Annotated in this window: 14 protein-coding genes and 1 tRNA gene; 3 read left to right on the forward strand and 12 right to left on the reverse strand. The window is 68.4% G+C overall.

Features of this window, described 5'->3' with window-relative positions; all coding sequences use genetic code 11:
* Window positions 1-4: 4 nt before the first annotated feature.
* Window positions 5-400 carry a VOC family protein gene (locus ACTJKH_RS16055; RefSeq protein WP_440737743.1) on the forward strand — a complete coding sequence of 132 codons (396 nt, stop codon included), beginning with the start codon at window positions 5-7 and terminating at the stop codon, window positions 398-400.
* A 9-nt stretch (window positions 401-409) separates the two neighbouring features.
* On the opposite strand, the gene ACTJKH_RS16060 is transcribed toward ACTJKH_RS16055, so the two are convergent.
* From ACTJKH_RS16060 to ACTJKH_RS16070, 3 genes are all read right to left on the reverse strand, one after another.
* The gene (locus ACTJKH_RS16060; RefSeq protein WP_440737744.1) at window positions 410-1,384 is read right to left on the reverse strand and encodes an NAD-dependent epimerase/dehydratase family protein; all 975 of its coding nucleotides are present in this window, start codon (window positions 1,382-1,384) and stop codon (window positions 410-412) included.
* A gap of 21 nt (window positions 1,385-1,405) precedes the next feature.
* Window positions 1,406-2,125 (reverse strand): GntR family transcriptional regulator, encoded by a 720-nt coding sequence (locus ACTJKH_RS16065; RefSeq protein ID WP_440737745.1) that lies wholly within the window; start codon window positions 2,123-2,125, stop codon window positions 1,406-1,408.
* 139 nt (window positions 2,126-2,264) lie between these two features.
* Window positions 2,265-3,305 carry an aldo/keto reductase gene (locus tag ACTJKH_RS16070; RefSeq protein WP_440737746.1) on the reverse strand — a complete coding sequence of 347 codons (1,041 nt, stop codon included), beginning with the start codon at window positions 3,303-3,305 and terminating at the stop codon, window positions 2,265-2,267.
* Window positions 3,306-3,534: 229 nt separating this feature from the next.
* On the opposite strand from ACTJKH_RS16070, the gene ACTJKH_RS16075 reads away from it, so the two are divergent.
* Window positions 3,535-6,150 carry an excinuclease ABC subunit A gene (locus tag ACTJKH_RS16075; protein ID WP_440737747.1) on the forward strand — a complete coding sequence of 872 codons (2,616 nt, stop codon included), beginning with the start codon at window positions 3,535-3,537 and terminating at the stop codon, window positions 6,148-6,150.
* A gap of 37 nt (window positions 6,151-6,187) precedes the next feature.
* Here the strand turns inward: ACTJKH_RS16075 and ACTJKH_RS16080 are convergent.
* The 9 genes from ACTJKH_RS16080 to ACTJKH_RS16120 form a co-directional block, all read right to left on the reverse strand.
* Window positions 6,188-6,276, reverse strand: a tRNA-Ser gene (locus tag ACTJKH_RS16080).
* A 94-nt stretch (window positions 6,277-6,370) separates the two neighbouring features.
* Window positions 6,371-7,378: a LacI family DNA-binding transcriptional regulator gene (locus ACTJKH_RS16085; RefSeq protein WP_440737748.1), complete on the reverse strand. Its 1,008-nt coding sequence runs from the start codon at window positions 7,376-7,378 to the stop codon at window positions 6,371-6,373.
* A gap of 43 nt (window positions 7,379-7,421) precedes the next feature.
* Window positions 7,422-8,099, reverse strand: a complete 678-nt coding sequence (locus ACTJKH_RS16090; protein ID WP_440737749.1) for a hypothetical protein — start codon at window positions 8,097-8,099, stop codon at window positions 7,422-7,424.
* A 2-nt stretch (window positions 8,100-8,101) separates the two neighbouring features.
* The gene (locus ACTJKH_RS16095; RefSeq protein WP_341956486.1) at window positions 8,102-9,007 is read right to left on the reverse strand and encodes a carbohydrate ABC transporter permease; all 906 of its coding nucleotides are present in this window, start codon (window positions 9,005-9,007) and stop codon (window positions 8,102-8,104) included.
* The gene (locus tag ACTJKH_RS16100) at window positions 9,004-10,005 is read right to left on the reverse strand and encodes a carbohydrate ABC transporter permease (RefSeq protein WP_440737750.1); all 1,002 of its coding nucleotides are present in this window, start codon (window positions 10,003-10,005) and stop codon (window positions 9,004-9,006) included. Before ACTJKH_RS16100 ends, ACTJKH_RS16095 begins: the two co-directional genes overlap by 4 nt.
* Before the next feature lie 51 nt (window positions 10,006-10,056).
* A complete protein-coding gene (locus tag ACTJKH_RS16105) occupies window positions 10,057-11,349 on the reverse strand; it encodes an ABC transporter substrate-binding protein (protein ID WP_440737751.1) in 1,293 nt (430 codons plus the stop codon).
* Window positions 11,350-11,513: 164 nt separating this feature from the next.
* Entirely contained in the window at window positions 11,514-12,440 is a 927-nt protein-coding gene (locus ACTJKH_RS16110) for a family 43 glycosylhydrolase (protein WP_440737752.1), read from the reverse strand.
* Complete coding sequence (locus ACTJKH_RS16115) at window positions 12,437-13,528, reverse strand: Gfo/Idh/MocA family protein (protein ID WP_440737753.1); 1,092 nt, start codon at window positions 13,526-13,528, stop codon at window positions 12,437-12,439. Before ACTJKH_RS16115 ends, ACTJKH_RS16110 begins: the two co-directional genes overlap by 4 nt.
* Before the next feature lie 28 nt (window positions 13,529-13,556).
* The gene (locus ACTJKH_RS16120) at window positions 13,557-15,332 is read right to left on the reverse strand and encodes an ABC transporter ATP-binding protein (RefSeq protein WP_440737754.1); all 1,776 of its coding nucleotides are present in this window, start codon (window positions 15,330-15,332) and stop codon (window positions 13,557-13,559) included.
* Window positions 15,333-15,400: 68 nt separating this feature from the next.
* On the opposite strand from ACTJKH_RS16120, the gene ACTJKH_RS16125 reads away from it, so the two are divergent.
* Window positions 15,401-16,366 carry a serine hydrolase domain-containing protein gene (locus ACTJKH_RS16125; RefSeq protein WP_440737755.1) on the forward strand — a complete coding sequence of 322 codons (966 nt, stop codon included), beginning with the start codon at window positions 15,401-15,403 and terminating at the stop codon, window positions 16,364-16,366.
* The last annotated feature ends 76 nt before the right edge of the window (window positions 16,367-16,442 follow it).

The following is a 16,442-nucleotide window of genomic DNA, read 5'->3' on the forward strand; positions in this document are numbered from 1 at the left end:
ACGCATGACCGCCTTTCAGACCACGCACGCGTTCAGCGGATTCAGCGTCGACGACATCGACGCGGCCCGCTCCTTCTACGGCGACACCCTCGGGTTCGACGTCACGACCAATGCCATGGGCTTCCTCGACATCCATCTGCCCGACGGCGGATCGATCCTCGTCTACGCCAAGCCGAACCACACCCCGGCGAGCTTCACGATCCTGAACTTCCCCGTCGACGACATCGACGCAGCCGTCGACGAGCTCAACGGACGCGGCGTCGTGACGAAGATCTACGACGACTCGGAGTTCGCCACCGACGAGAAGGGGATCCTCCGCGGCGCGCCGGATCGAGGGCCCGACATCGCGTGGTTCACCGACCCTGCGGGCAACGTGCTCGCGGTGATGTCCGCCGCCTGAGCAGCGCCGTCAGGCGAGCAGGCGGTCGAACAGCGCGTTCACGGCGGGGTCGACGCGCTGCAGCTCGGGGTGCGCATCGTGCCAGTCGATGATCTCTCGCGCCGCGGTGTGCAGGGGGACGACCGGGTTGAAGTCGGGCACGACTCGACGGATCTTCGTGTTGTCGAAGATGACCGAGTGTGCCATGTCGCCGGTGAGCTGACCGGCGCGCTCGGGCGCGGCAGCCTCGATCGCCGCGCTCGTCGCGTATCGGATCCTCGGCTCGGCGCCCGCCGCTCGACCGAGGATCGAGTAGATCTCGTTCCAGGTGTAGACGAAGTCGCTGGTGATCTGGAAGCTGTCGCCGTAGGCCAGGGGGTTGCCGAGGAGTCCGGCGAAGCCCACCGCGAAGTCGCTCGAATGCGTGAGCGTCCACAGCGAGGTGCCGTCGCCGTGCACGATGATCTCCTCACCGCGGCGGATGCGGTCGATCGCCGTCCACCCGCCGAAGGCCGGGATCGTCCACCTGTCGTATGTGTGCGAAGGACGCAGCACCGTGACCGGGAACCCGCGCTCACGATACGCGGCGGAGAGCAGGTCTTCGCAGGCGATCTTGTCGCGCGAGTACTGCCAGTGCGGGTTGCGCAGCGGCGTGGACTCGGTGATCGGCAGGCGCGCGACCGGCTTCTGATACGCGGATGCCGAGCTGATGAAGACGTACTGACCCGTGCGTCCCTCGAACCGGTCGATGTCGCGCTGCACCTGCTCGGGGGTGAAGGCGATCATGTCGGCGACCACATCGAACTCACGACCGGCGAGAGCAGCGTCGACCGCCGCGGCATCCGACACATCCGCCGTCAGCACCTCGACGCCCGGGGCGGGCTCACGGCGCGACTGCCCTCGATTCAACAGCGTGACCTCCATCCCCCGAGATGCGGCGAGCGCACTCGCCGCCGAGGAGATGATTCCGGTCCCACCGATGAACAACACCTTCGTCGCAGTCATGCATGCGACTCTATCGAGGCGTCAGGCGGCGGGCTCCACATCCCGAAGACGGGACGGAGCTGATCTCGAGACAGCAGCCGAGGACTCCGCGAGATGCTCGAAGAGCGTGCGAACGGCCGCCTCGGTGAGGTCCGGATCCGCTGCGCGCAGCGCGTGCCCGACGGCTTCGGCCGCGCGGAACGGCGCCGGCGTCGACTCGTCTCGGCCTGCGACCTCGCCGAACTGCAGCGCGCACTGAGCCAGGATCGTCGTTTCGACGAGGTGGATGGCCCGCCGCGGATGCTCCATGAGGTCGGCCACGGCGGTGAGAAAAGCGATCACCGCGGCGTTGCGGCCATCGACCCCGTCAGCCTCGCCGATCTCCTCGGCACAGGCCACGAGATCCGACAGCCCTTCTGATGAGATCGTCGGCAGGATCGCCTTCAGCGCCGTGCCGGCCAGCACGCCCGCGTAACCGATGGCCGCGCGCGACTCGTCCGCGGTGAAGTCCGCGACCTTCGTGTAGCGGGCGGGAGTGACCTCCACCAGTCCGATGTCGCGAAGCCGGATGATCGCTTCGCGGATCGGGTTCAGCGACATGTGAAGCTCCTCGGCGAAGCGCGCCGTGTTGAGCCTGTCGCCCGGCGAGTACTCGCCTCGGAGGATCGCCGCGAGGATGTGGTGGAAAGCCAGCTCGGGCAGCGGAAGCGGGCTGCGGTGAATCCACTGGCGCGCACGTAACTCGGCGTCTGCGACTGTCATCGGTACTCCCCAGGTCGGTTCCGGGTGCTCCCTGATGTCAGGTGCCCCGATAACCAGACGCGGCAACGCCCCGATTCATTACGCGAAGCCCGCAGAAAAGTCCTGCNACTCGCCGCGGCATCCGACGCGCGGATGCCGATCAGACGACGGTCGCGCCGGGCGTGGCCGCGAACTCCTCGAGGGCGGAGATGACGTCGACCGAGAGCACGACCTGGCTCGCGGCGACGGCGTCATCGATCTGACCGGTGCGCGATGCGCCGATGATCGCGGTCGTCACCACCGGGTCGCGCAGCACCCATGCGACGGCGAGCTGCGGGATCGAGAGGCCCGCCTCCTTCGCGACGCGGTCGATACCGCGGATGCGCTCGAGGTAGCTGTCGGTGAGCGCCGATCCGTCGAGGAAGTGGCTGTTGGCCGCGCGCGAGTCGGCGGGCACGTCGCCGTCGATGTACTTCGCCGTGAGGAGGCCCTGAGCGAGCGGCGAGAACACCGCGCTGCCGACCTGCAGCTCACGCAGCGTCGGGAACAGCTCGGCCTCGGGCGTGCGGTCGAACAGCGAGTAACGGGGCTGGTGCAGCAGCAGCTTCACTCCCTGCTCGGCGAGAAGCTCGTATGCGCGACGGGCGAGCTCGGCCGGGTAGTTCGAGATGCCCACGTACAGCGCCTTGCCGCTGCGCACGATGTCGGCGAGTGCCGTGACCGTCTCTTCGAGAGGCGTCTCGGGGTCGGGGCGGTGCGAGTAGAACACGTCGACGTAGTCGGTGTTCATTCGCGTGAGGCTCTGCTCGAGCGAGCGCGTGAGGTACTTGCGGGATCCGCCGTCACCGAACGGCCCCGGCCACATGTCGTATCCGGCCTTGGTCGCCACGAACAGCTCGTCGCGGTAGCGCGCCAGGCCGCTGTCGAGCACCGCTCCGAACGTCGACTCGGCCGAACCGTAGGGCGGGCCGTAATTGTTGGCGAGGTCGATGTGCACGACGCCGCGGTCGAAAGCATGCAGCACGATCTCGCGCTGGGTGTCGAACGTGCGATCACGACCGAAGTTCTGCCACAGCCCCAGCGAGACCTTGGGCAGCTGTACGCCGCTCGCCCCGGCACGTTGGAACGGCACGTCGGTGTAGCGGGTGGATGCGGCGTCGTAGGCCTGCGTCAGTCGGGGGTCATCAGCGGCGATGGGCATGGAGGATGCTCCTAAGTGCGAGACGGGGGAAGGGCTTCAGGATAACGCTTGCCACAACGCAGACGGCCACGCGCCGCGATCTGCGATCGTCACGGCGCCGGGCTGAGATCGTCGGGTCGGACAGCCCGCTGTCAAGGACTCCGACGAAGTCCGACGTGCGGGGTAGCGTGGCGCAGTGTCGGCGATCGTCGCATCCACCCCGCGGTCCGCGGGAAACGAGAAGAGGTCCATGATGGGCGGGACCCCACCGTCGAAGCTCTCGGGCACATCGAACGCCATCGTCGTGACCGGAGCACGTGTGCACAATCTTCGCGACGTGAGCGTCGGGATTCCCCGCGACGCCCTCGTCGCGTTCACGGGCGTCTCGGGCTCGGGCAAGAGCTCCCTCGCGTTCGGCACCCTGTACGCCGAGGCCCAGCGTCGATACTTCGAGTCGGTCGCGCCCTATGCGAGGCGCCTGATGAGCCAGGTCGACATCCCCGACGTCGATGCCATCGCGGGGCTGCCCCCGGCCGTCGCCCTGCCCCAGCAGCGCACCGCCGGCAGTGCGCGGTCGACCGTCGGCAGCGCCACGTCGATCGGCAACGTCGTGCGCATGCTGTTCTCGCGCGTCGGGACGTACCCGCCCGGAGCGGAACCGCTGTTCGCCGAGGACTTCTCGGCGAACACCGTCCAGGGCGCGTGCCCTCGGTGCCACGGGATCGGGCAGGTCTACGACGTGCCTCTGCACCTCATGGTCCCCGACGAGTCGCTGACGATCCGCGACCGTGCTCTCGACGCCTGGCCGAGGGCGTGGCACGGCAAACAGCTCATCGACAGCCTGATCTCTCTCGGGTACGACATCGACATCCCCTGGCGCGATCTGCCGGAGGAACAGCGGCAGTGGGTGCTGTACACCGAGGAATCCCCTCAGGTTCCGGTATTCACCGACCGCGGTCCGGCGCAGGTGCGCAAGGCCGTCGCGGCCGGGATCGAGCCGTCATACATGAGCACGTTCGTGGGCGTGAAACGGTACGTGCTCAACACCTTCGCCCACTCGAAGAGCGCGAAGATGCGCGAGAAGGCGGCGAGCTTCATGGTCAGCGTCCGGTGTCCGATGTGCGACGGCCGACGACTCAAGCCCGAGGCTCTCGCCGTGACATTCGCGGGTCTCGACATCACAGAGATGGCCGGGCTGCCGCTCGCCGACCTCGCGGCTCTGCTCGAGACGGCACTCGAGCCGTCCGGCGACGAGTCGAGTGCCGGCGGGTCTGCTGGCGAGGCGCTCGCACCCGAGAAGCGACTCGCGGCGCACCGGCTGGTCGACGAGCTGCGCGATCGGGTCTCGCCCATCGTCGAGCTCGGTCTCGGCTACCTCTCGCTCGATCGTTCGACGCCCACGCTTTCCTCAGGCGAACTGCAGCGGATGCGCCTCGCGACCCAGGTGCTCTCGCAGCTGTTCGGGGTCATGTTCGTGCTCGACGAGCCGTCTGCCGGGCTGCATCCCGCCGACGGCGAAGCGCTCGTGCGCATCCTCCGCTCGCTCAGAGACTCGGGCAACACGGTCTTCTTCGTCGAGCACTCCCTCGACGTGATCCGGCACGCGGACTGGATCGTCGACATCGGCCCCGGTGCGGGAGCGACCGGGGGCGAGATCGTCTATTCCGGGCCGATCGACGGGCTCCAAGAGGCCGAGCGCTCCCAGACACGGCGGTACCTGTTCGCCGACGATCCGCGCACCGAACAGCCGACGGCACCGAGGCCTGCCCCTCGCGAGCCGGACGGCGAGCTCGTACTCACCGATGTCTCGCGCAACAACCTCCGCAGCGTGTCGGTGTCGATCCCCCTCGGCTGCCTCACCGCCGTCACCGGCGTCTCGGGCTCGGGCAAGTCGTCTCTCGTCACCCAGGCCCTTCCCGACCTGCTGCAGAGCCTGTCCAGCGAGGTGGACAGCGCGTCCGCCGACGCGTCAGAAAGCGAGCAGAGCGCGACGGCGGACCCACTGTTCACCTCGCAGATGAGCGAGACCACGGGACGTGCCTCCGGCCCCGCCGGCCGGGTGCGTCGCGTCGTGCAGGTCAGTCAGAAGCCGATCGGTCGCACGTCACGATCGAACGTGGCGACGTACACGGGGCTCTTCGACCGCGTGCGGGCTCTGTTCGCCGCGACTCCGGAGGCGCGCCGGCGGCGCTACGCCGCGAGCCGGTTCTCGTTCAACCTCCCGAGCGGACGATGCCCCACCTGCAAGGGCGAGGGCACGGTCGAGGTGGAGCTGCTCTTCCTCCCCACGGTCCATGCCCCCTGCAGCACGTGCGGAGGTACGCGCTACAACCCGGAGACCCTCGAGATCGAACTCCACGGGCACACGATCGCCGAGGTCCTCGCTCTGAGCGTGAACGACGCGCGTGTCCTGTTCGACGACGACGCCGACGTCGCGCGACACCTCGACGCCCTGCTCGACGTGGGACTCGGGTACCTGCCGCTGGGCCAGTCGGCCACGGAGCTCTCGGGCGGCGAAGCGCAGCGCGTGAAGCTGGCGTCCGAGCTCCGACGCGCGCAGCACGGAGACACCCTCTACCTGCTCGACGAGCCCACCTCGGGACTGCATCCGTCCGACACCGATCGGCTGCTCGTGCATCTTCAGCATCTGGTCGATGCCGGCAACACGGTCGTGATGGTCGAGCACGACATGCGCGTCGTCGCGCAGGCCGACTGGGTGATCGACGTGGGGCCCGGAGCGGGAGATCTCGGCGGCGCTGTCGTGGCCGAGGGAACTCCTCGCGCCGTCGCCTCGGCGAGCGACAGCACGACGGCGTCGTACCTTGCGGATGCCCTCGCCGCGCAGGAGACCCGGATCACCTCCTGAACGCAGAAAATCCCTGCCGGAGCAGGGATTCATACTGCGGAGACGAGGGGATTTGAACCCCTGGTCCCCTTGCGGGGACTCCACCTTAGCAGGGTGGTGCACTCGGCCGGACTATGCGACGTCTCCAGGCATCCGACCCGCGAAGAGCGGATGCACCTTGCAAGCATAACGGGTTCCCGTGGCTGGAACGAATCGTGAACCGGCAGTCACGAATCCGACCTCAGGCTCCGCCGGCGCTGGACTCCCGCACGACGAGCTCGGGCTGGAATCGCACACGACGATCGTGTTCGACGCCGTCGAGCTCCTTGAGCAGCAGATCCACCCCGGTCCAGCCGAGCAGCCGCGCCGGCTGCCGCACCGAGCTCAACGGCACGACGGTCGCCGAGGCGAAATCGATGTCGTCATAGCCGACCATGGCGATGTCGTCGGGCACGCGGATCGCGGATCCGAAGCTGAAGGCCTGCAGCAGACCGACGGCCAGGAGGTCGTTCGCGGCGAAGACGGCGTCCGGTCGGGCGTCAGCGGGCCGTGCCGCGATGGCCTCGCCCGCGGCCCTTCCCTGCAGCACGGTGAGCGCGGACTGCTCGAAGATCTCGAGCGTCGCATCGGAGTGGTCGGCGACCGCCGCCTGCACGCCGCGAAGACGATCCGCGACCTGATGCACCGACTGCGGCCCTCCCACGAACGCGAGCCTGCGCCGCCCGGATGCGAGCAGGTGCTCAGCTGCCAGGCGACCGCCCTCGACGTCGTCGACGGACACCGACGGAAGAAGCCCCTCCTCCACCTCGCGGTCGACGAGGATCACCGGCATGCCACCCGCGGCGAAGCGGTGCACGGCCGAGAGGTCGTCGGAGGCGGGCGTCAGCAGCACGCCGTTCACCCGCTGCTCCTGGAAAAGCTCGAGGTGCGCCAGCTGGCGCTCATCCCGCTCGTCGCTGTTGCCGAGCAGCACGGTCATGCCGGCATCCGCCGCCCTGTCTTCCGCTCCGCGCACCACCTCGGCGAAGAACGGGTTTCCGATGTCGGGCACGACGAGTCCGATGCTGCGGCTGCGGCCTGCTCGCAGCTGCCTGGCCGCATCGTTGCGCACGAAGCCGAGCTCCTGGATGACCCGCTGCACGCGCTCGACCGTCCTGGCCGAGACGCGCTCAGGCTGGTTGAGCACGTTCGAGACGGTGCCGACCGAGACGCCGGCCGCAGCCGCGACGTCCTTCACCCCTACCGCCATGGCGTGCCTCCGTCCGTCCGCGCGTGCGCCAACGACTACCTTCTCATCCCGCGCGGTTCTCTCCACGCCTGCGACGCGCGGGCACGGCGACCACGGCGAGCGCCGCGCAGCCGATCCCGGCGATGAACAGGGGCGCGAGCGCCCAGGTCACGACTCCGGTGAAGACCGCGGCGGCCGCGATGTACGCGGCGCCGGCGGCATCCGCCCTGGTGGCTCCGGGCACCGCACGCACGGCGTCCTTCCATCCGAGCGTCGGCGACCACGCACCTGCGGCGAGCAGCACGGCGACGGCGAGAGCGAGCAGCCCCGCCCAGCCGACGACCGCGATGGCCTCACCACCGGGCAGCGCACCCGACCCCGCGAGCACGACGTCGATCGTGAGAACCGTCGCGATCAGCGCAGCCGGCACACCGACGGCGAGCGACGGCAGGATGCCGGCGCGCACGTCCTCCCAGAACAGCGCGGTGCGCGAGTCCTCGGCCGCGACGAACCGCCGCAGATGCCGGATGCCGGCGGCCAGCGCGATCGGCAGGGTGACGACGCCCAGGGCGATGATCGTCATGAGCAGCCCGACCGTGAGCACCTCGCCGAACAGACCGAACTTCGCCGTCGCCCCGGGGTTGACCCCCGGTTCGACACCGGCGACCGTGGGGCCGGCGCCGGAGCGCGCCTCACGCTTCGCCGCCCGATGGGCCCGACGGTCTGCGCTGATCACCGACATGGCTAACCCTTCAGTCCCTGCGTGGCGACGCCGTCGACGAGGAAGCGCTGGAAGACCACGAAGAACAGCAGCACCGGCAGCAGCGCGACGAACGAGGCCGTGACCGTCGCGCCGTAGTCGGACGACGAGGTCTGGTCGTTGTAGAGACGCAGCGCGATGGGCAGCGGGTAGTTCTCGGGGCTCGTCAGGTAGAGGAGGGGTCCGAGGAAGTCGTTCCACGCCCAGATGAACGAGAAGATCGCGCAGGTGATCAGCGCCGGCTTGATGAGCGGCAGGATGATCGACCAGAAGATCCGCAGGTGCCCCGCACCGTCGATGCGTGCCGCCTCATCCATGTCGCGCGGCATCTGACGGATGAACTGCACGAGCAGGAAGACGAAGAACGCCTCGGTGGCGAGGAACTTCGGCAGGATCAGCGGGATGAACGTGTCGACCCACCCGAGCTGATTGAAGATGATGTACTGCGGGATGATCACGACGTGGAACGGCAGCAGCAGCGTGCCGATCATCGCCGCGAACAGCACACCCAGACCCTTGAACTGCACGCGGGCGAACGCGTACGCCGCGAGCGCCGACGAGAGCACCGTGCCGACGACCGCGGAGACCGCGAGGATCAGCGAGTTCAGGAAGAAGCGCCACATCGGCACTCCGGCGATGCCCTCCATGACCTTGCCGTAGTTCTCGACGGTCGGCGCCTGCGGGAACAGGCCCGGGTTCTGACCGAACTCGGAGTTCGGCTTGAACGTCGACAGGAACAGCCACAGCAACGGGTACAGGACCACAGCGGTGAGCACGATCAGGCCGATGAACCAGATGACGGTCTGCCAGGTCTTGCGCTTGATCCTGCGCCGAGGCGCGGAGGCGGATGCAGTGACGACAGCCTCGGTGGTGGGGGTGGTGATGCTCATTTGTCGTCTCCCGAGTAGTGCACCCACGACCTCTGGGTGCGGAAGAGGATGAAGGCGATGATCGCGACGACGACCAGCAGTACCCAGGCGATCGCCGCGGCGTAGCCCATCTGTCCGTCGGAGAATCCGCGCTTGTACAGGTACACGGTGATGAAGTTCGTCATGCCGGCGGGGCCACCGGTGCCGTTCGAGATGATGTACGCCGAGGCGAACACCTGGAAGGCGCCGATCAGACCGAGCAGCAGGTTGAAGAACATCACCGGCGAGAGCATGGGGATGGTCACCGCGCGGAACCGGCGGTAGGCGTTCGCGCCGTCCATCTCGGCCGCCTCGTACAGCTCCTTGGGGATCTGCTTGAGACCGGCGAGGAAGATCACCATCGTGGCGCCGAACTGCCACACCGCGAGGAGGATCATCATCGGGAGCACGAGGCTCGGGTTTCCGATCCACCCTCCGAGGTCGACGCCGAAGATCTGCAGGCCGCTGTCGACCGGGCCGTCGGAGGAGAACATCGCTCGCCACACGATCGCGACCGAGACCGAACCGCCGATGAGCGACGGGGCGTAGAACGCCGAGCGGAAGAAGCCCGCACCCTTGTCGCGGTAGTTCAGGAGCATCGCGACCGCGAGCGCCGCGGCGAGGGTGATCGGGGTGCCGATGAACACGTAGACCAGGGTGATCTGCGCCGACTGGATGAAGTTCGGGTCGCTCGTGAAGAGACGGATGTAGTTGTCCAGGCCGATCCACTTGGGCGGCTGGAAGATGTTGTACTTCGTGAAGGACAGGTAGAGGGAGTACACCATCGGCACGCCGGTCAGCCCGAAGAAGCCGATCAGCCATGGGGTGAGGAACGCATAGCCGGTCGCGGTCTCGCGACGCAGACGCGCACGCTGACCGGGCCGTGCGGGTTCGTTCTCGGGGCGGCGGCCGCTGCGCAGCGCCCGCCCTCGCCCGGACTTCTTGCCCGTGACGATCGTCCTGGTCGCCGTCGTGCTCATGACAGCTCCTTCCGAAGTGGGTGGGGTGCGGNGCCCGGCCCACCGACGGAATCACTGGTTGAGGACGACGTCCATCTCGGAGAAGAACTGCTCCACGGCCTCGTCGACCGTCGTCGTGCCGAAGTTCAGCTCGGTGCCCAGCACGCGGAACTTCTCCTCGAGGGTGCCGTAGCCGACGATCGGCACGGGCGGGGCGTCGCCGAGACGGTCGGCGATGGACTCCTCGTAGTCCTTGACGAGCTGGCTCATCGGGTCGAGATCGGCCGCCTCGAGAGCGGTCTCGGATGCCGGGAGACCGCGGTTCGTGCCGAAGATCTCACCGGACTCGGGCGAGTTGACCAGGAAGTTGACGAGCGTCGCCGCCGCCTCCGGGTGCTTGGTCTTGGCCGAGATCGTGTGGAGCATCGACGGCTTCAGGTAGAGGTCCTTCGCGCCGTCCTTGGTGACGGGAGGAGCCACGAGGCCGAGCTCGGTGTAGCTCTCGCCGAGGTTGGCGAGGTAGCCGGCACCGAAGTTGTCCCACGTCAGCTCGCTGGCGTTCTTCGCCGCATCGAAGGCACTGAGCGGGTTGAGCTCCTCGACCGTCTGCTGCGGAACCACAGCACCGTCGCGGATGTCGTCGCCGGACTCCCAGAACTCCTTCAGACGGTCTTCGTCGAAGCCGGGGGTGCCGTCCTCGTCGAACAGGTTCTTGCCCTCGCTGCGCAGCTGGATCTCGAAGTTCTGGATGCGACCGGTCCAGTCCGACCCGCCCCAGAACGCGCCGCCGCCGGCGTCGGTGACCTCGCCGATCCACTCGTCGTAGTCTTCCCAGTCGCCGCCGGCGAACTCCTCGACGCCCGCGGTCTCGAGGAGCGCCGGGTTCGTGAACATGCCCCACGCGTTGGTGGAGGTCGCGATGCCGTAGGTCGTGTCGTCGACGACGCCGATGCCGAGGATCTTCTCGGGCAGCGGGTCGGTTTCGATGACGGATCCGAGGTAGGGCTCGAGGTCGAGCAGCAGGCCGTTCTCGGAGTACTGACGCAGGTACGAGTAGTCGAACTGCATCACGTCGGGGAGTCCGCCACCGGCGGCCTCGGTCTGGCGCTTCTCCCAGAACTCCGGGAACCCGAGGAAGGTCGCGTTGACCGTGATGTTCGGGTACTCCTCGTTGAACGCCTCGATCGCCTTGTTGTACAGGTCGGCGCGGACGTCGTTGCCCCAGAACGCGAGGTCGAGCGTGACCTTCTCATCCGGGTCGTAGGTGGCCCCAGCCTCGGGGGTTCCGCCGGCGCAGCCGGCGAGCACCAGCGCTGCGCTGGTGGCGACGGCCGCTGCGGCCGCCAGACGCTTCTTGCTGAACATCGTTGTCCTCTCTGGTGAACGTCCTCGTTCGGCAGTGCCGCGGAACGCCTGTGTCCATGTGGTGCGGGATGCGATCTCCGAAGTGCGGGGAAAACGCTTACCTGCACGCTAATCCAGATTGAAACGTTTCGCAACCGGCAAAATCCGAGACCGGATTACATCGATTACCGTCGGGGTTTCCAGTCTTTCACGACCAGGTTCGTCGCCTCGACCTCGAGACCCAACCGATATACCGCCGCGCGCCGCTGCTCCCCTGTCGGCGCGTGCACGGCAGCGTCATGGGCGGTGCCGAAGAAGTAGAACCACAGCTCATCACCGTCGCGCACATGAGCGCCGTGGTTGCCGTGCCCTCCGCCGGGGAGGTCGGCGAGGATGACAGCATCCTCTCCGCCCTGACGCACCCAGCCGATGCCATCATCCGAGCGATACACGCCCATGCCGCGCCACTCGTCGACGATCATCCACCAGAACCCACCGAGCTCGAACACGGTCGGGCCCTCGTGCGGGCGTCCGCCGATCGCGACGCCATCGAGAGTCCACTCACCGAGGTCGGCGGATGACGCGACCATCGTGACCGAGTCCGCCGCCTCGTCCTTGTACCAGAGCCGCCAGAGCCCGTCAGGCGTACGGGCGACGGCCGCATCGATCACGCGGTCGCTGCTCAGCGCCAGCGCGCCGCGACGGCTCCAGTGGCGAAGGTCGTCCGAGACGTACTCGACGATCTCGCGCACGAATCCTGGCCACCGGTCGGGGATGCCGTCGATCTCGGTCAGGTACATCCGCCACTGCTCGCCGTCCCAGACGACCTCGGGCGCCCAGTGCGTGCGGTCGACGTCCTCCGGCGGCGGCCCGGTCTCCAGGACGAGGCCGGATGCGGCGGGCTCGAGAGTCCCGTCGTACGTCCACTCCACGCCGTCGGCCGAGGTGGCGACACCGATCCTGCTGCCATGGATCCACGAGACACCGGGGCCCGCGTCCTCGAGGCTCGCTCGTCGCTGTGTGTAGAACATCCACCAGAGGCCGCCCGAGTCGATCACGACACGCGGATCCGTGGCGCCGTCGTAGACGGGGTCGCGGTAGAGCTCGATCATCGGCGCAGGTCGGTCACAGGGCTTGCGAAACCGGCACGATGCGTCGGGTGAGCGGCCAACAGCTCGGGCGTGATCACCGCGCCGTCCGCTGCGGCCGACGCGTAGATCCCCGCCACGATCTCGAGCGATCGGGAGGGAGCATCCGCGGTCGACGGCAGGGGCCCTCCGTCGAGCAGAGCGTCGAACACGTCGCGCAGCAGCGGTTCGTGGTCGCTGCGCTCCTCGGCATCCGGGAACGTCCACCCCTCGGCCTCCGCCTCGAACCCCGGGGCCGGGGTGATCCGCCAGTTCTCATGCCCGTGTCCGTACACATGGTCGACGGTGATCGTGGCCTTCTGCGTGTCGATGCGGATCGAGCTCGTCTCTCGGGGCGACACCGCGCTCGTGATGACCTGAGCGACCACGCCCTGCTCGAACACGATCGTGGCGGTCGAGACGTCCTCGGTCTCGGTCTCGCGGTCGAGCCGCCAGAGCCGGCCCTGCACCGACGACCAGTCGCCCAGCAGATGCGCGAGCAGGTCGATCTGATGGATGCCGTGGCCGAGCGTCGTGCCGCCCCCCTCGGTCTCCCACTTGCCCCGCCACGGGACGGCGAAGTAGCCGGCGCCACGGAACCACAGCGTCTGGCAGACCGCGACGAGCGGACGACCGAGCGCGCCGCTCTGCAGCAGCCCCCGGACGTGTGCGGCAGCCGTGCCTGTGCGCTGCTGGAACACGACGGCGAGCTGCCTGCCCGAGGCCACGGCTCCCGTGCGCATCTCATCGAGTTCATCGAGGGAGGGTGCCGGCGGCTTCTCGACGATCACGTGGGCTCCGGCGGCGAAGGCGGCCAGCGACTGCGCCCGGTGCGGCGCGGGAGGCGTGCAGATGAGGACCACGTCGGGGTGCTCGGCGGCGAGCATCTCCTCGAGATCGCCGTAGGCCGCGGCGATGTCGTATCGGCCGGCGAACTCCTGGGCCTTCTCGAGACTGAGGTCGGCCACGGCGACGAGCTCGGCTCGTGGATACGCGGCGACGGCGCGGGCGTGCGAATTGGCCACGGCTCCCGTGCCCACCAGGGCAGCGCGAAGGGTCTTGTCGGAAGTCATCGGTCCTCCTCAGGACGGTGAGTCGGTGTCATCTCAGGCCGTTCTGCACCAGGTGCAGCCGAGCGTAGCGCCCGTCGGCGGCGAGCAGCTGATCGTGCGAGCCCTGCTCGACGATGCGTCCGTGTTCGAGGACGATGATGCGGTCGGCCTGGCGGATCGTCGACAGGCGGTGGGCGACGACCAGGGTCGTGCGGCCGCGCATGAGCCGTTCGAGAGCCTCCTTCACGAGCCCCTCGGACTCGGGGTCGAGGGCGCTCGTCGCTTCGTCGAGCAGCAGGATCCTGGGGTCTCGCACCAGTGCGCGGGCGATCGCCAGTCGCTGACGCTGCCCACCCGAGAGCCGTGCCCCTCGCTCGCCGACGACCGTGTCCCACCCGTGAGGCTGCTCGCTGACGAACTCCCACGCGTTGGCATCCCGCAGCGCCTGCTCGACCCGATCCGGAGTGACGTCGGGCAGGCCGTAGGCGATGTTCTCGAAGACCGACCCCTCGAACAGCACCGATTCCTGAGGGACGACCGAGATGGATCGACGCACCGTCCGGAGGTCGAGCTCCTGCATGTCCTGCCTGTCGAGCATGATCCGGCCGCTCGTCGGTCGGACGAAGCCGAGCACGAGGTTGAGGAGCGTCGACTTGCCCGACCCCGACGAGCCGACGAAGGCGACCGTCTCCCCCGGCGCGATGCGCAGGTCGATCTCGAACAGGGCATCCTCCTCGGCATCCGCGTATCGATGGGTCGCCGACTCGAGCACGATCTCGCCGGCGACGGCCGCGACCGTGCGCTTGCCGGAGTTCTGCTCGACGTCGGGCTCCTGCAGCACCTCGGCGATCGAACGGACGGACTCGAGACCGCGGGCACCGACGGGGATGAGCATGAGCAGCTGCGTGAGTCCGCCGGTCAGCAGCGTGAAATAGCTCGAGAGCATCACGACCTCACCGGGCGTGATGGGCAGGAAACCCGTGAGCGCACACACCGCGGCGAGCATGAGGCACGCGACGCCGAGCAGCTGCATCGCGACCCACGAGATCGACGCGACGCGTCCGTTCAGAAGATCGAGGTCGAGTCCCGCGCGACGCACGCCGTCGGCGCCGCCCGCGACCCGGGTGATCGCCGTCTCCTCGAGGCCATGGGCTCGGGTGACCGGGATCAGCGAGGCCATCTCGCCGACGCGGGCCGACAGCGTCTCGATCTCTCGGCGGAAGACCTCGTTGCGACGCTTCGAGCGGTTGCGCATGCCGTAGCGGATGCCGATGGCGATGGGCACCGCGAGGGCGTAGACGGGCAGGAACTGCGGCACCGTGACCGCCGTCATGGCGAGCGCCCCGAGCATGACCATGGTCGACGAGAGCAGCGGGTGCGTGACCTGCTGCAGCATCAGCTCGACGTTCTCGACGTCACGCACCACCTTGGTCTGCACGATCGACGAGCTCATGCGCGTGTGATAGCCGATCGACAGGCTCTGCAGGCGGGCGGTGAGGGCGTTGCGCAGATCGGCGCCGAGGTCGCGCACCACCGTCATGAAGTTGCGCGTGTAGATGATGTGGTTCGGATAGTTCTGGAGCAGGAGGACCGCGGCGAGCGCGAACCACCAGAGCACCTCGGCGACCTCGCCCTTGCTCGCCACGACGTCGATGATCGCGGCGGTGATCACCGGCAGGAACCACAGCGGGATCTCCTTCACCGCGAACGCGGTGATCGCGAACGTGAGGCGCCAGGGGCGGCGCGCGACGAGACGCAACACAGAACGGGTCGGGTGCTGACCGTCGATGAGCGCGGCCGGATGGGAAAGCGCTTTCTGTGTCATGGTCCTATCGTAGAGTCACCATCGTCGCCAGGGAAGCGCGACGACCTGATCCGGCCGGGAGCACACTCATGACCTTCGATGCCGCGTTCGACTGGGCCCGCCGCCACGTGCACGCGGAGAGGCTGCCCACCGCCGTCGTCGGCATCGCGACGGCCGACGGCATCGTCGGCCTCGACGGCTTCGGCGCCGCCACGGATGCCGTCTACCCCCTGTTCTCGATCACGAAGGTCCTCACGGGCATCACCGCAGCGAGGGCGATCGAGCGCGGCCGGCTCACACCGAACACCCCGTTGACCGACGCGCTCCCCGACTTCGGATCGTCTCGCGATGACATCGTGCGCCTGTGGCATCTCGCCTCGCACACGTCGGGGATCTCCGAGCCGGCACTCGACACGGCGCTGCCGCTGCGCCACGAACTGCTCACCCGCGGGCGGGACTTCGCGGCGGGAACCGCGTCGCGCTATTCGACACTCGCCTTCGAGGGCATCGCGGCACTGATCGAGCATGCGACGGACACGACCTGGGATGACGGCACTCTCGAGTGGGCCGCGCAGATCGGCGCGATCGGCCTGACCCTCGACACCGCGGAGTCGGTCGGAGTGCCGGATGCCGCGTCGGGAGGCCTCGACCTCGACCGGTTCCACGCGACGCGCGCCCCGGGTGCGGGCCTGCTCGGCAGAGCCGAGGACCTGCTGCACCTCGGCACCGAGCTGCTGCGCATCGACCAGGGCGGCCGCGACGGCATCCTCTCTCCGGCCGGTCTCGCCATGATGCGGCGCCCACTCACGGGCGACATCCCCCGCCTCGACCCGTACCCCGACGAGCGCGGTCAGGACTGGGGCTTCACGTTCAACCTGCGCTCCCGCGCCCCCGGGCTCGTCGACCGCGACACCTTCGGCCACGGCGGCTGGGCCGGCACCGAGTTCTGGGTTCACCCCGGCGCCGGCGTGGCCTGGGTGCTGCTCACCAACGCCGCCGTCCGCCCCGGTGTCGACGCCGACGAGCTCGACAACGCGATCGTCGCGGCGTTGTAGTCGCCGGCGTTCACTTGACAGAGGCGATCGCCGCTGTCTAGTGTTGACACATTGAATGAAACGATTCAAAACCTAC

The organism is Microbacterium sp. 22215, assembly GCF_052045655.1.
GTDB classification, from domain to species: domain Bacteria; phylum Actinomycetota; class Actinomycetes; order Actinomycetales; family Microbacteriaceae; genus Microbacterium; species Microbacterium phyllosphaerae.

Coding starts and splice junctions, on each gene's coding strand:
- ACTJKH_RS16055 (WP_440737743.1), top strand. CDS start 5: ATGACCGCCTTTCAGACCACGCACGCGTTCAGCGGATTCAGCGTCGAC.
- ACTJKH_RS16060 (WP_440737744.1), bottom strand. CDS start 1,384: ATGACTGCGACGAAGGTGTTGTTCATCGGTGGGACCGGAATCATCTCC.
- ACTJKH_RS16065 (WP_440737745.1), bottom strand. CDS start 2,125: ATGACAGTCGCAGACGCCGAGTTACGTGCGCGCCAGTGGATTCACCGC.
- ACTJKH_RS16070 (WP_440737746.1), bottom strand. CDS start 3,305: ATGCCCATCGCCGCTGATGACCCCCGACTGACGCAGGCCTACGACGCC.
- ACTJKH_RS16075 (WP_440737747.1), top strand. CDS start 3,535: ATGATGGGCGGGACCCCACCGTCGAAGCTCTCGGGCACATCGAACGCC.
- ACTJKH_RS16085 (WP_440737748.1), bottom strand. CDS start 7,378: ATGGCGGTAGGGGTGAAGGACGTCGCGGCTGCGGCCGGCGTCTCGGTC.
- ACTJKH_RS16090 (WP_440737749.1), bottom strand. CDS start 8,099: ATGTCGGTGATCAGCGCAGACCGTCGGGCCCATCGGGCGGCGAAGCGT.
- ACTJKH_RS16095 (WP_341956486.1), bottom strand. CDS start 9,007: ATGAGCATCACCACCCCCACCACCGAGGCTGTCGTCACTGCATCCGCC.
- ACTJKH_RS16100 (WP_440737750.1), bottom strand. CDS start 10,005: ATGAGCACGACGGCGACCAGGACGATCGTCACGGGCAAGAAGTCCGGG.
- ACTJKH_RS16105 (WP_440737751.1), bottom strand. CDS start 11,349: ATGTTCAGCAAGAAGCGTCTGGCGGCCGCAGCGGCCGTCGCCACCAGC.
- ACTJKH_RS16110 (WP_440737752.1), bottom strand. CDS start 12,440: ATGATCGAGCTCTACCGCGACCCCGTCTACGACGGCGCCACGGATCCG.
- ACTJKH_RS16115 (WP_440737753.1), bottom strand. CDS start 13,528: ATGACTTCCGACAAGACCCTTCGCGCTGCCCTGGTGGGCACGGGAGCC.
- ACTJKH_RS16120 (WP_440737754.1), bottom strand. CDS start 15,332: ATGACACAGAAAGCGCTTTCCCATCCGGCCGCGCTCATCGACGGTCAG.
- ACTJKH_RS16125 (WP_440737755.1), top strand. CDS start 15,401: ATGACCTTCGATGCCGCGTTCGACTGGGCCCGCCGCCACGTGCACGCG.